Consider the following 13,413-nt stretch of genomic DNA (forward strand, 5'->3'; position numbering starts at 1 on the left):
CGGCACGATAGCAAATTGTTCGAAAAAGCACATAGAGGTGCGTTTTTGACGGTCAAAATAGAACCGGACGGTCGTCGCGGAGTCTACCGACCGATATACTCGCAGCCTTGCTCCGGTTTTTGAGGGTTGCTGTGCGAAAGCGCCTGTCAGGTTCATAGGCGATTTCGCAGAGTTTCCCTTTAGGCGCCTTATGGAAAACGTGACGAACGTAGTATGTTCGGTGCTGAATCGTTTTTCCCGAAGACGGCTACCACCAGCAATACCAACGAAGAGTCACGGGTCAGAGGCACCCCCGGCATGATAGAGCTCGAACAAGAAGATCCGATCCCGCAAGGCGACCTGGCCCTGCAAATCACTGCACTCCCTCGCGAAACCAACGGCTTTGGCGACATATTCGGCGGCTGGCTGGTGGCGCAAATGGATTTGGCGGGCACTGCGATGGCCAGCAAGGTCGCCGGCGGGCGCGTTGCCACCGTTGCTATCGACCGCATGGCATTTCTGGTTCCGGTGGCGGTGGGCGCTCAGCTTTCCTTTTATACCCAGGCCCTGGAAATCGGCCGCAGCTCGATCAAGATGATGGTCGAGGTCTGGAGCGACGATCCACTGTCCAGCGAGTGGCGTAAAGTAACCGAAGCGGTGTTTGTGTTCGTTGCCATCGACGGCAGCGGTCGTACCCGCTCGGTTCCGCCCAGGGCTCGATAAAGAGTTTCTAAACCTGGAAGCCGTTTTGCGGTCGATAGTCGTCCACGTTACTGATCGAGAGCTGTCCCATGAGCACGCCCAATGTTGAAGCCGTAAAACTGGATGAACTGAACTGCTGGCGCATCCGCCACGGTCAGGCCGAATTACTGGTGGCCCAGCAAGGTGCGCACATCCTCAGCTATCAGCTGGCCGGCCAGCCGCCGCTGATCTGGCTCAACGACGAGGCCGTCTTCAAGACCGGCAAGAGCATCCGTGCCGGCGTGCCGGTGTGCTGGCCGTGGTTCGGCAACTTTGCGCGCAACCCGCAAAGCGTGCAGGCGATGCGCATCAGTAATGAAGCGCCATCGGCTCACGGCTTCGTGCGAGCGATGGATTGGGAACTGGGTGGCATCGAAGCCGAAGGCGAAAGCCTGAAGGTCGAATTCCTCCTGCCCTACCCCGAAGGCGGCTTTCCCGGCTGGCCGCACCAGGTGGATCTGACCCTGACCATTCGCCTCGACGAGCAATTGCACATCCAGCTGGCCAGCCACAACCGGGGCACCGATACCGTCAGCATCAGCCAGGCGCTGCACAGTTACTTTGCCGTCAGCGACGTGCGCGAAGTGCACGTCGAAGGTGTGGACGGCCTCAACTACATCGAAACCCTGGACAACTGGAAAACTGTCACACAGACCGGGGATCTGCGTTTTACCGGCGAGACCGACCGCATCTACCTCGACGCCCCGCCACAGTTGAGCATCGTCGATCCAGCCTGGGAACGGCGCATCGTACTGACCAGCAGCGGATCGCGTACGGCGGTGATCTGGAACCCGTGGACTGACCGCGCCGCTGCGTTCAGCGACATGGCCGACGACGGCTGGCAGCGCATGCTGTGCATCGAGACGGCGAACGTGATGGGCGATGTGGTGAGCCTGAAACCAGGGGCAAGCCATACTCTGGGCGTGAGCCTCGGTAGCGCGCCGCTCTAAGTTACACCTGAAACCAATGTGGGAGCGGGCTTGCTCGCGAAAGCGGTGTATCAGTCAGCATTGATGGCGACTGACACTCCCTCTTCGCGAGCAAGCCCGCTCCCACATTTACATCTCTACAAGTCCGACTCCTGCACCACCCGCACCTTCTGCGCATCCAGCGCATACGCCGCATCCGCCAGGTCATTGCTGACCTTCTCGATCTTCAGCGTGCCGGTCACCCACAGCGGCGTGTAGATATCATCCAGCTTCAGGCCCTTGGGATAACGCACCAGCACCAGTTGATTGGGTGGCGGTGGCGGCACGTGGATGCAGGCACCCGGGTACGGCACGAGGAAGAACAACGTACTGCGGCCCTTGGCGTCGGACTCCAGCGGCACTGGATAACCGCCAATGCGGATGTTTCTGTCGTTCATCGACGCAACGGTCTTGGTCGAGTACATCACCGCCGGCAAGCCTTTGGCCTGTTTCATCCCGCCCTTGTCGGTGAAGGTGCCACTGGCCTCAGGGGAGTCGTGGTCGATTTCGGGCATGGCCTCGAGGGCCTTCTGGTCCGACTTGGGCATCAGTTCGAGCCAGTCGGTCTCCGGCAGTTCGCCGGCGTGGGCAAAGCCCGTACCCAGTAAAACGAGAGTCAGCAAAAGACGGCGCATGAAAGTGCTCGGCAAAGGGAAGAACAGAAAACGCCGAGCATTCTAGCCCTCCCGACCGGCTTGGCGGAGAGGGCTTTGTCGCCTGGATCAGTTCTTTTTGATCAATCCGTAGATCACCAGCAACACCACGGCGCCCACCAGCGCCCCGATGAAGCCTGCACCTTGGCCAGCCTGATAGATACCCAGGGCCTGACCGCCATAGGTAGCCGCCAGCGAACCGCCGATACCGAGCAGGATCGTCATGATCCAGCCCATGCTGTCATCGCCCGGTTTCAGGAACCGAGCCAGCAGACCGACGATCAAGCCGATAAAGATGGTTCCGATAATTCCCATGGCATTCTCCTCTCAATGAAGTAGCTATCCGAAAGCCTAGTCAGACTTTCGCAACCTGCCATGAGAGAACGGCGCAACCCGAAGGTTCCGCCATTGCCAGAGAAAACTATTCGGCGATCAGTGCTTGAACCTTGAGAATCTGGGCCGCCAGCGTCTCGCGGTCTGCACAACGAAGGTTGGCGTGACCGACCTTGCGGCCGACCTTGAACGCCTTGCCATAGTGATGCAGATGGCAATCGGCGATGTTCAGGACCTTCTCGGTCTCTGGCACTGTGCCGATGAAGTTGAGCATCGCGCTTTCGCCGACCTTGGCCGTCGAACCCAACGGCAGACCGGCAACGGCCCGCAGGTGGTTTTCGAACTGGCTGCACTCGGCGCCGTCGGTGGTCCAGTGCCCGGAGTTGTGCACGCGCGGGGCGATTTCGTTGGCCTTGAGACCACCGTCGACTTCGAAGAACTCGAACGCCATCACGCCGACGTAATCCAGCTGCTTGAGCACACGGCTGGAGTAGTCTTCGGCCAGGGCTTGCAACGGGTGATCGGTGCTGGCCACGGACAGCTTGAGGATGCCGCTTTCGTGGGTGTTGTGCACCAACGGGTAGAAGCGGGTTTCACCGTCGCGGGCACGCACGGCGATCAGCGAGACTTCACCGGTGAACGGCACGAAGCCTTCCAGCAGGCAGGCCACGCTACCCAGCTCGGCGAAGGTGCCGACCACATCTTCAGGGGTACGCAGGACTTTCTGGCCCTTGCCGTCGTAACCCAGGGTACGGGTCTTGAGCACCGCCGGCAGGCCGATGGAGGCCACAGCGGCGTCCAGGTCGGCCTGGGACTGGATGTCAGCGAACGCCGGGGTAGGAATCCCAAGGTCCTTGAACATGCTCTTCTCGAACCAGCGGTCGCGGGCGATGCGCAAGGCTTCGGCGCTCGGGTAGACCGGGACGAATTGCGAGAGGAACGCGACGGTTTCCGCCGGAACGCTTTCGAACTCGAAGGTCACCAGATCGACTTCATCGGCCAGCTGGCGCAGGTGATCCTGATCGCCGTAGTCGGCTCGCAGGTGTTCGCCCAATGCGGCTGCGCAAGCATCCGGCGCCGGGTCCAGAAAAGCGAAGTTCATGCCCAGCGGAGTGCCCGCCAACGCCAACATGCGACCCAACTGGCCGCCACCGATTACACCGATCTTCATCGTCAACAACCTCAGGCGATGCGTGGGTCTGGATTTTCCAGGACGCTGTCTGTCTGCTCAGCACGGAAGGTTTTCAGCACCGCATGAAACTGCGGGTGCTTGGCGCCAAGGATACTCGCCGACAGCAGCGCTGCGTTGATCGCACCGGCCTTGCCGATGGCCAGGGTGGCAACCGGAATGCCTGCCGGCATCTGCACAATGGAAAGCAGCGAATCAACGCCCGACAGCATTGCGGACTGAACGGGTACGCCCAGCACCGGCAAGTGGGTCTTGGCTGCACACATGCCTGGCAAGTGGGCCGCGCCGCCGGCACCGGCGATGATCACCTCGATGCCCCGTGCTTCGGCCTCTTCGGCGTACTGGAACAGCAGGTCCGGGGTGCGGTGGGCAGAAACCACTTTCACCTCGTAAGGGATGCCGAGCTTTTCCAGCATATCGGCGGTGTGGCTAAGGGTGGACCAATCGGACTTGGAGCCCATGATCACGCCAACCAGTGCACTCATCGTCGTGCCTCTTCTCTCTGGGCGCCCGCAGGCGCATCAAAAAACAACAAGCCACGCAGGATGCGTGGCTTGATTGTACGAATTATGGCCAGTCGCAACCGGCCGAAGGCCGCGCAGTATACCTCAAAGAAGCCAATAAACAGCCCCCGTGGCGACCATCTGTCATCTGATGCAAACCGGCAATTTAATTGACTTAAAGATCAAGAAAATTTCCGCAACAATGGCGCTACTCAAACACCAAACCCATCTAAAAAATTCAATCTCGAAAAATGCACAGCAACAACTTCTAAAACACTACACAGCATTCAAAACAAATATCAATTATATATAAGCCCTCAACACCATCTAGTTGAAAGCCTACCGGACTAAAGTAATGTTTTTTCCCAGCGACCGGCGATGCAAAATTTGTATATCCGTACACAATTAGATCACGACTAAAAACCACACACTTCAAAAGGAACCACCTATGTCAAAGCGCCCAATTATGCTGATCGTATTCATACACAATGATTTGAAAGGAAGTAACGAAGACCAGCTCTACATAGACCACCTCGATTGGCTGGCAGATACAATTGCACGAATTTCAGGCCGTATAACCGAAGTTACCTTCGTGCAACCTTCAGATGCACCGGCCTTGAGCAACCTAGACTATAAAACCGATGATCTGGACGACTTGTTTGAGTCGCTAGAGGCCGGACTGTCGAAATACATTAGTAGCGATAAATCCGCCATCCACGACAATAGTATTTACAAGTTCCTACTCTTGACACGCGACCATATCAACAAAAAAACTTTAGGCGTTGCCTATACCCCGGGCCACTTGGGAATTGCCTCGGTCGATCCGAAAGGCACGCCAGCCCACGAGTTCGGTCATATGTTCAATGCAAAGCATCAAGACAGTGGCGAAGTTATAACTTACTGGGGTCCCGCCAAGTCGATCATGTATGCAACTGCAGAGGGAGCCGTTGCGTTCAGCTTCAGCAGTAAGAACCAGGAGAGTATTCGCAACTACCTCAATCAGTACGACTGACAGTAAGCAGCGGATCAAGGCCGACTCAGTCGGCCTTGATCATTTTTTGCCTTCAAGAAGCAGAACCCGCCGCACCACCTTCAAGTTTGCGCCAGAGCAAACGCACGTTGGCCTTGCGCACCAACGCGCAGCGATACAGACGTATCTCCAGCGGCACGTGCCATTGCGGGCCGCCGCAGACCACCAGTTCACCGCGCGCCAGTTCGGCGCGCACGCTGAGTTGGGGCACCCAGGCAATGCCCAGGCCTTCCAGGGCCATGCTTTTCAGGCTGTCGGCCATGGCGGTTTCGTAGATCGTGGTGAAGCGCAGCGCCCGTTGGCGCAGCAGCATGTTCACCGAGCGGCCGAGAAATGCCCCGGCGCTATATGCCAGCAGCGGTACGCTGGCTTCGCCTTCCAGATCGAACAACGGCTTGCCGTCGGCGTCCGCCGCGCAAACCGGCAGCATTTCGGTATGACCAAGGTGCAGGGAGGGGAAGATTTCCGGGTCCATCTGCATCGCGGCGTCCGGATCGTAGAAGGCCAGCATCAGATCGCATCCGCCTTCGCGCAAGGCATGCACCGCGTCGCCGACGTTGGTCGCCACCAGTCGCGTGGCGATGTTCAAGCCTTCGTTGCGCAACTGCGCAATCCACCGCGGAAAGAAACCGAGTGCCAGGGAGTGTGCGGCCGCTACCTGCATCACTTCACCCTGCCCGCCTTCCAGATGATGCAGATGGCGCAATACTTCGCCGAGCTGCTCGACCACGGTGCGTGCCGTAACCAAAAACAGTTGTCCCGCCGCCGTCAGTTCGATCGGCGTGCGCGAGCGGTTGACCAGGGTCAGCCCCAGCGCCGCCTCCAGGCTGCGGATTCGCCGGCTGAACGCCGGTTGCGTCACGAAGCGCCGTTCGGCTGCCTGGGAGAAGCTGCGGGTGGCAGCCAGGGCACTAAAGTCCTCCAGCCATTTGCTTTCCAGATTCATCACGTCCTCCCGGACACGCACCAATTTAGGTCACACGCTCGCCGTCAAGCCGGCGTCACACGGGCATTATGCCGAATATGCATAGGCTAGTGTTTAACAGCATTGGCCCAAAATTCTGCACAGGCCTAGCATTCACAGCGTTCCGGCACAGACCGGGTCCATATTGAGATGATTTCTATCATGTCCTCCGCTGCATCATTCCGCACAGAAAATGACCTGCTTGGCGCCCTCGAAGTACCGGCTCAAGCGTATTACGGTATCCAGACCCTGCGAGCGGTGAACAACTTCCGCCTTTCGGGCGTTCCGATTTCGCACTACCCGAAACTGGTTGTCGGTCTGGCCATGGTCAAACAGGCCGCTGCTGACGCCAACCGTGAGCTGGGTCACCTGAGCGAAGCCAAGCACGCTGCCATCAGCGAAGCCTGTGCACGTCTGATCCGCGGCGACTTCCACGAAGAGTTCGTGGTGGACATGATTCAAGGCGGCGCTGGCACTTCGACCAACATGAATGCCAACGAAGTGATCGCCAACATCGCGCTGGAGGCCATGGGGCACCAGAAAGGCGAGTACCAGTACCTGCACCCGAACGACGACGTGAACATGGCGCAGTCGACCAACGACGCCTACCCGACGGCGATCCGCCTGGGTCTGTTGCTCGGTCACGACGCCCTGCTCGCCAGCCTCGACAGCCTGATTCAGGCGTTCGCGGCCAAGGGTGAAGAATTCAACCACGTCCTGAAGATGGGTCGTACCCAGCTGCAAGACGCCGTACCGATGACCCTGGGTCAAGAGTTTCGTGCATTCGCCACCACCATGGGCGAAGACCTGGCCCGTCTGAAGACGCTGGCCCCGGAACTGCTGACTGAAGTGAACCTGGGCGGCACCGCGATCGGCACCGGTATCAACGCCGATCCGCGCTATCAGGCCTTGGCAGTACAACGCCTGGCCCTGATCAGCGGTCAGCCGCTGGTTCCGGCCGCCGACCTGATCGAAGCCACCTCCGACATGGGCGCCTTCGTGCTGTTCTCCGGCATGCTCAAGCGTACTGCGGTCAAGCTGTCGAAGATCTGCAACGACCTGCGCCTGCTGTCCAGCGGCCCACGCACCGGCATCAACGAAATCAACCTGCCAGCGCGTCAGCCAGGCAGCTCGATCATGCCCGGCAAGGTCAACCCGGTTATTCCGGAAGCCGTTAACCAGGTGGCCTTCCAGGTCATCGGTAACGATCTGGCGCTGACCATGGCGGCCGAAGGCGGCCAGCTGCAACTGAACGTGATGGAACCGCTGATCGCTTTCAAGATCCTCGATTCGATCCGCCTGCTGCAACGCGCCATGGACATGCTGCGCGAGCACTGCATCGTCGGCATCACCGCCAACGAAGCCCGCTGCCGTGAACTGGTCGAACACTCGATCGGTCTGGTTACCGCACTGAACCCGTACATCGGCTACAAAAACGCCACCCGCATCGCCCGTATCGCCCTCGAAAGCGGCCGCGGCGTGCTGGAACTGGTGCGCGAAGAAGGTCTGCTCGACGAAGCCATGCTCGCCGACATCCTGCGCCCGGAAAACATGATTGCTCCGCGTCTGGTGCCCCTGAAGGCCTAACCCGACGCGTTACTTGTAGCACCGCTCACCAGGTCGAGGGACTAGACACCTCTCACCTTTTGAGGGCTTGGAGATCATTCTCCAGGCCCTTTTTTTTAACCGGCGGAAAAGATCGCAGCCTTCGGCAGCTCCTACATTTGAAATGCGGCCCCCTGTAGGAGCTGCCGCAGGCTGCGATCTTTTGATCTTGCACCACAACCGTGCAGACGGACGGCACTGTCATCGGTATAGTGCCGCCCCTCTTCGCGTGAGCGGTCGTCGGTAGCGAGACCTCAACCCATGCGAAACCCGAACTAATAACAAACCCGCGATATGAAACCGGGACGAACTTCGAACCGCCCGTTGTGCCGTGCGCCCACCGGTGTAACTCGATGTGTCTGATCGGCAAGCATTTGCCAACACAAAAAACAGCGAGGAATAATCCATGCTCGAAGTCATTAACGACTTCCTCTCAGGGAAAGTACTGATCGTGCTCATTGTCGGGCTCGGTAGCTACTTCACGATCCGCTCGCGTTTCGTTCAACTGCGTCACTTCTTCCACATGTTCGCGGTGTTCCGCGACAGCCTCAAAAGCAGCGCCGGGCAACTCAGTTCGTTCCAGGCCCTGATGCTCAGCCTCGCCGGCCGCGTCGGTGCGGGCAACATTGCCGGTGTCGGCATTGCCGTGACACTCGGTGGGCCTGGCGCGGTGTTCTGGATGTGGGTGACCGCACTGGTCGGCATGTCCAGCAGCTTCTTCGAATGCTCTCTCGGTCAGCTGTACAAACGCACCGACTCCGACGGCACCTTCCGTGGCGGCCCGTCCTACTACATCCAGCACGGTCTGCAGAAACGCTGGCTGGGCATGCTCATGGCGTTCCTGTTGCTGGTGACGTTCGGCTTCGCCTTCAACGGCCTGCAAGCCCACGCCGTGACCCATTCGCTGAACAACGCGTTCGGCCTCGATACCACTTACACCGGCATCGGTCTGGCCGTGTTGCTGGGTCTGGTATTCATCGGCGGGATCAAGCGCATCGCCAAGGTTGCCGACCTGTTGGTACCGGTGAAAACCCTGGTGTATATCGGCGTGACCATCTACGTGATCGTGCTGCAATTCGACCAGGTACCGGGCATGCTGATGACCATCGTCAAGAGCGCCTTCGGTCTGGACCAGGCCTTCGGTGGCCTGATCGGCAGCGCCATCGTCATGGGCGTGAAACGTGGCGTGTTCGCCAACGAAGCAGGCCTGGGCAGCGCGCCTAACGTGGCGGCGGTGGCGGCGGTCGAGCACCCGGTGGCACAGGGTGTGGTGCAGGCGTTCAGCGTGTTCCTCGACACCTTCGTGATCTGCACCTGCACCGCGCTGCTGATCCTGCTTTCGGGCTTCTACACCCCAGGCTTCGAAGGCGACGGCATTGCCCTGACCCAGAACTCCCTGGCCGCCGTGGTCGGTGACTGGGGCCGGATGTTCATCTCCGTGGCCCTGGCGTTGTTCGTGTTCACCTCGATCCTCTACAACTACTACCTGGGCGAGAGCAACCTGCGTTTTCTGATCGGTGAAAACCGCAAGGCGCTGATGGGCTATCGCGCGTTGGTACTGGTGCTGATCTTCTGGGGCGCCATCGAAAACCTCGGTACCGTATTTGCCTTCGCCGACATCACCATGACCATGCTCGCGTTCGTCAACCTGATCGCGCTGTTCCTGCTGTTCAAGGTCGGTATGCGCATCCTGCGTGACTACGATGACCAGCGCGCCGCCGGCATCAAGACTCCGGTGTTCGACTCCGCGAAGTTCCCGGACCTGGATCTGGATCGCCAGGCATGGCCAGCCAACCCGCCGGCCGCTGTCGGCAAGGCTGAAGTTGAGCCGCAAGGTCTACCTGTAGCGCAACGCTGATCGGTAAAAAGCGGGCGCATCCCTTGCGCCCGTCAGCTAGAGTGCGCAAATCCATTGTGGGAGCGGGCTTGCTCGCGAAGACGGACGTTCAGCCAACACCTGTGTTGAATGTGCCGCCACCTTCGCGAGCAAGCCCGCTCCCACAATGGCAGTCATTGTTTCGGAGAACATCCATGAATTCGTCGACCTATCCTGCCGCCCAGCACGTCATGGTGCTCTACACCGGCGGCACCATTGGCATGCAGGCCAGCGCCCACGGCCTGGCGCCGGCGTCCGGTTTTGAAGCGCGGATGCGCGAATACCTGCACAGCCAGCCGGAACTTGTCGTGCCGCAGTGGCGTTTTCGCGAGATGTCGCCGCTGATCGACAGCGCCAACATGAACCCGACGTACTGGCAGCAGTTGCGTGAAGCGGTGGTCGATGCGGTGGATGTTCAGGGCTGCGACAGCGTGCTGATCCTGCATGGCACCGACACGCTGGCCTACAGTGCCGCCGCCATGAGCTTCCAGTTGCTCGGTCTGCATGCCCGTGTGTGTTTTACCGGCTCCATGCTGCCGGCCGGTGTCACCGACAGCGACGCCTGGGAGAACCTCGGCGGCGCGCTGGTTGCACTGGGTCAGGGCCTCGCGCCGGGTGTGCATCTGTACTTCCACGGCGAACGGCTGGACCCGACCCGTTGCGCCAAGGTTCGCAGTTTTGGCCGTCATCCGTTCAAGCGCCTGGAGCGTCAGGGCGGTGGTGTGAAAGCCTCTTCGCTGCCAGCAGCGTTGAACTACAACCAGGCAAGACAACTGGCGAAGGTTGCCGTGTTGCCGCTGTTCCCTGGCATCACTGCCGAGGTCCTCGATGGCCTGTTCGACAGCGGCATTCAAGGTCTGGTGCTGGAGTGCTACGGGAGCGGCACCGGGCCGAGCGACAACCGGGAGTTCCTCGCCAGCCTCGGCCGTGCGCGGGACAAGGGCGTGGTGGTGGTGGCAGTCACGCAATGCCACGAAGGCGGGGTTGAACTGGACGTCTATGAGGCCGGCAGTCGCTTGCGCGGTGTCGGTGTGCTGTCCGGTGGCGGCATGACCCGTGAAGCGGCGTTCGGCAAGTTGCATGCACTGCTGGGCGCAGGGCTTGAAACGGACGAAGTCCGTCGGCTTGTCGAACTCGACCTTTGCGGCGAGTTGAGCTGACAAAACACAAAACCTGTGGGAGCGGGCTTGCTCGCGAAGGTGGTGTGTCAGATGACATCAATGTTGACTGACACGCCGCATTCGCGAGCAAGCCCGCTCCCACAGGGGGCGTCGGCACACAACTTGCTCCGCATTCCAGCATCCCAAGGCTGGAAGTCCTCATGCTCCACTCCCACCTCACCACCCTCAATGCCGTCTCCCTGGTACTCGATGCCTTCAGGGCACAAGGCCTGTCCAGCGAAGCGCTGCTGGCCGGCAGCGGCATCAGTGCGGCGGATCTGAACCGTGCCGACACGCGCATCACCACCAATCAAGAGATGCAGGTCTGTGCCAACGCCGTTGCCCACAAGCGCGACATCGGCCTGGAACTGGGTCGGCGGATGCACGTTTCCTGCTACGGCATGCTCGGTTACGCCCTGCTCACCAGTGCCACCTTCGGTGACGCATTACGCCTGGCGATACGCTATCCGGCGCTGCTGGGAACACTTTTCGAGCTGAGCCTGGAGGACGACGGCGAGCGCATCTGGTTCGCCGCCGCCGATTACCGCGAAAGCCCGGCCATGGCGGTGTTCAACGCCGAGTTCTGCCTCGTGTCGCTGAAAGTCACCTGCGACGACCTGCTTGGCCATCCCCTGCCTTTGCTCGGCGCACGCTTCGAACATGCCGCGCCCGACTACGAGCCGAGCTACGCCGAACACTTCAACTGCCCGCTGGATTTCGGCGCGCGCAACAATGCCTTCGCCTTCGACAAACGCTGGCTCGACCAGCTGTTGCCGCTGGCCGATGTCATCACCCATCAAGCCATGGCCGAGCGCTGCCGCAAACAGAACATCGAGTTCACCGGGCGTCAGGCATGGCTCGGACGGATCCGCCAATTGCTCAGCGCGCAATTGAATGCGGCGCCGGGGCTGGAGGGCCTGGCCGAACAGATGAATTGCTCGGCGCGAACCTTGCGTCGGCATCTCAAGGACATGGGCTGCAGCTATCAGGAATTGCTCGACGAACTGCGCTTCGAACAGGCCAAGCAAATGCTGTGTGAGGATCAATTGCCGATCTACCAGATTGCCGAGGCGCTGGGCTTCAGCGAGACCGCGAGTTTTCGCCATGCGTTCGTGCGCTGGAGTGGTGTGGCGCCGAGCCAGTTCCGGCCTTGAAAATCAAAAGATCGCAGCCTTCGGCAGCTCCTACATAGGAATGCGTTCCCCTGTAGGAGCTGCCGCAGGCTGCGATCTTTTGCGCTTTAAAGGGGGGCGAATTTCGGTCAAATGTTTTGGCCATATCGATCCCCTTTTGGCCTTTCCTGCCGTTCTCCTAAACCGTCTGCACCGCAAGACTGTGTTCAACCGAATCAGCCTGCGGAGAACAACAAAATGCTGACGATCTACTCGAACGACCACCACCTGCACCACGGCCGTTGTGAATTGATAGACGGGCAACTCAAGCCCTGCTTCGAAATGCCTTCACGTGCCGACCACGTGCTGGCACGGGTGCAAAATCAGAATCTCGGCCCTGTCGAAGCGCCGAAGGATTTCGGCCTCGGACCGATCGAACGCATCCACAGCCGCGACTACCTCGACTTCTTCAAAGGCGCCTGGGCACGCTGGACCGAGTTCAACACCGAGGGTGACTTGCTGCCCTACACCTGGCCGGCCCGCACCCTGCGCCGGATCAAACCCGCCAGCCTGCATGGCGAACTCGGTTACTACAGCTTCGATGGCGGCGCCCCGATCACCGCCGGTACCTGGCAGGCGGCGTATAGCGCAGCGCAAGTCGCCCTCACCGCCCAGGCGGAAATCCAGCGCGGCGCCCGTTCGGCCTTCGCCCTGTGCCGTCCACCGGGACACCACGCCGCCAGCGATTTGATGGGGGGTTATTGCTACCTCAACAACGCCGCCATCGCCGCCCAGGCGTTCCTCGATCAGGGCCACAAGAAGGTCGCGATCCTCGACGTCGATTACCACCATGGCAACGGCACCCAGTCGATCTTCTACGAACGCAGCGACGTGCTGTTCACTTCGATCCATGGTCACCCGGAAGCCGAGTTTCCGTTCTTCCTCGGCTATGAAGACGAATTGGGCGAAGGCCCCGGCGAGGGCTTCAACTTCAACTATCCTCTGGCCGCAGGTTCGGGCTGGGACACCTGGAGCGCGGCGCTGGAACAGGCCTGCAAAGAGATCGAAAGCTACGGGGCCGACATCGTTGTGGTCTCCCTGGGGGTCGACACGTTCAAGGACGACCCCATCTCGCAATTCAAACTCGACAGCCCGGATTACCTGGCCATGGGCAAGCGCATTGCGGCTCTCGGCAAACCGACGCTGTTCGTGATGGAAGGCGGCTACGCGGTAGAAGAAATCGGCATCAACGCCGTGAACGTTCTCGAAGGTTTCGAAAGCGCCCAATGAGGATTAGAAC

13 protein-coding genes are annotated in these 13,413 nt (G+C 60.0%); 8 read left to right on the plus strand and 5 right to left on the minus strand.

What is annotated here, in order from left to right; translation table 11 throughout:
* The first annotated feature begins 297 nt into the window (after nucleotides 1-297).
* A complete protein-coding gene (locus ACEN83_RS29845; RefSeq protein ID WP_007942704.1) occupies nucleotides 298-702 on the plus strand; it encodes an acyl-CoA thioesterase in 405 nt (134 codons plus the stop codon).
* 68 nt (nucleotides 703-770) lie between these two features.
* Nucleotides 771-1,670, plus strand: a complete 900-nt coding sequence (locus tag ACEN83_RS29850) for a D-hexose-6-phosphate mutarotase (protein ID WP_495579092.1) — start codon at nucleotides 771-773, stop codon at nucleotides 1,668-1,670.
* 116 nt (nucleotides 1,671-1,786) lie between these two features.
* Here the strand turns inward: ACEN83_RS29850 and ACEN83_RS29855 are convergent, their stop codons facing one another.
* From ACEN83_RS29855 to purE, 4 genes are all read right to left on the minus strand, one after another.
* Nucleotides 1,787-2,323, minus strand: coding sequence for a DUF3299 domain-containing protein (locus tag ACEN83_RS29855; RefSeq protein WP_495579093.1), 537 nt, complete (start codon nucleotides 2,321-2,323; stop codon nucleotides 1,787-1,789).
* Between the two features lie 87 nt (nucleotides 2,324-2,410).
* On the minus strand, nucleotides 2,411-2,656 hold the full coding sequence (locus ACEN83_RS29860; protein ID WP_008030708.1) for a GlsB/YeaQ/YmgE family stress response membrane protein: 246 nt from the start codon (nucleotides 2,654-2,656) through the stop codon (nucleotides 2,411-2,413).
* Between the two features lie 106 nt (nucleotides 2,657-2,762).
* A complete protein-coding gene (locus tag ACEN83_RS29865; protein WP_495579094.1) occupies nucleotides 2,763-3,845 on the minus strand; it encodes a 5-(carboxyamino)imidazole ribonucleotide synthase in 1,083 nt (360 codons plus the stop codon).
* Between the two features lie 11 nt (nucleotides 3,846-3,856).
* Nucleotides 3,857-4,348 carry a 5-(carboxyamino)imidazole ribonucleotide mutase gene (gene purE, locus ACEN83_RS29870; protein ID WP_007971731.1) on the minus strand — a complete coding sequence of 164 codons (492 nt, stop codon included), beginning with the start codon at nucleotides 4,346-4,348 and terminating at the stop codon, nucleotides 3,857-3,859.
* Nucleotides 4,349-4,814: 466 nt separating this feature from the next.
* On the opposite strand from purE, the gene ACEN83_RS29875 reads away from it, so the two are divergent.
* The gene (locus ACEN83_RS29875; RefSeq protein WP_495579095.1) at nucleotides 4,815-5,378 is read left to right on the plus strand and encodes a zinc metalloprotease; all 564 of its coding nucleotides are present in this window, start codon (nucleotides 4,815-4,817) and stop codon (nucleotides 5,376-5,378) included.
* Between the two features lie 52 nt (nucleotides 5,379-5,430).
* Here the strand turns inward: ACEN83_RS29875 and ACEN83_RS29880 are convergent, their stop codons facing one another.
* The gene (locus tag ACEN83_RS29880) at nucleotides 5,431-6,342 is read right to left on the minus strand and encodes a LysR substrate-binding domain-containing protein (protein WP_429367602.1); all 912 of its coding nucleotides are present in this window, start codon (nucleotides 6,340-6,342) and stop codon (nucleotides 5,431-5,433) included.
* A 180-nt stretch (nucleotides 6,343-6,522) separates the two neighbouring features.
* Between ACEN83_RS29880 and aspA the strand changes: the two genes are divergently transcribed.
* The 5 genes from aspA to ACEN83_RS29905 all read left to right on the plus strand — a co-directional run bounded on the left by aspA (nucleotide 6,523) and on the right by ACEN83_RS29905 (nucleotide 13,403).
* Nucleotides 6,523-7,947, plus strand: coding sequence for an aspartate ammonia-lyase (gene aspA, locus ACEN83_RS29885; protein WP_003229645.1), 1,425 nt, complete (start codon nucleotides 6,523-6,525; stop codon nucleotides 7,945-7,947).
* Between the two features lie 424 nt (nucleotides 7,948-8,371).
* On the plus strand, nucleotides 8,372-9,823 hold the full coding sequence (locus ACEN83_RS29890) for an alanine/glycine:cation symporter family protein (protein WP_495579096.1): 1,452 nt from the start codon (nucleotides 8,372-8,374) through the stop codon (nucleotides 9,821-9,823).
* A gap of 173 nt (nucleotides 9,824-9,996) precedes the next feature.
* Nucleotides 9,997-11,001 carry an asparaginase gene (locus tag ACEN83_RS29895; RefSeq protein ID WP_495579097.1) on the plus strand — a complete coding sequence of 335 codons (1,005 nt, stop codon included), beginning with the start codon at nucleotides 9,997-9,999 and terminating at the stop codon, nucleotides 10,999-11,001.
* Nucleotides 11,002-11,162: 161 nt separating this feature from the next.
* Complete coding sequence (locus ACEN83_RS29900) at nucleotides 11,163-12,155, plus strand: AraC family transcriptional regulator (RefSeq protein ID WP_495579098.1); 993 nt, start codon at nucleotides 11,163-11,165, stop codon at nucleotides 12,153-12,155.
* A 216-nt stretch (nucleotides 12,156-12,371) separates the two neighbouring features.
* Complete coding sequence (locus ACEN83_RS29905; protein ID WP_495579099.1) at nucleotides 12,372-13,403, plus strand: histone deacetylase family protein; 1,032 nt, start codon at nucleotides 12,372-12,374, stop codon at nucleotides 13,401-13,403.
* Nucleotides 13,404-13,413 lie beyond the last annotated feature (10 nt).

It is taken from the genome of Pseudomonas sp. Pseusp49 (assembly GCF_059491875.1).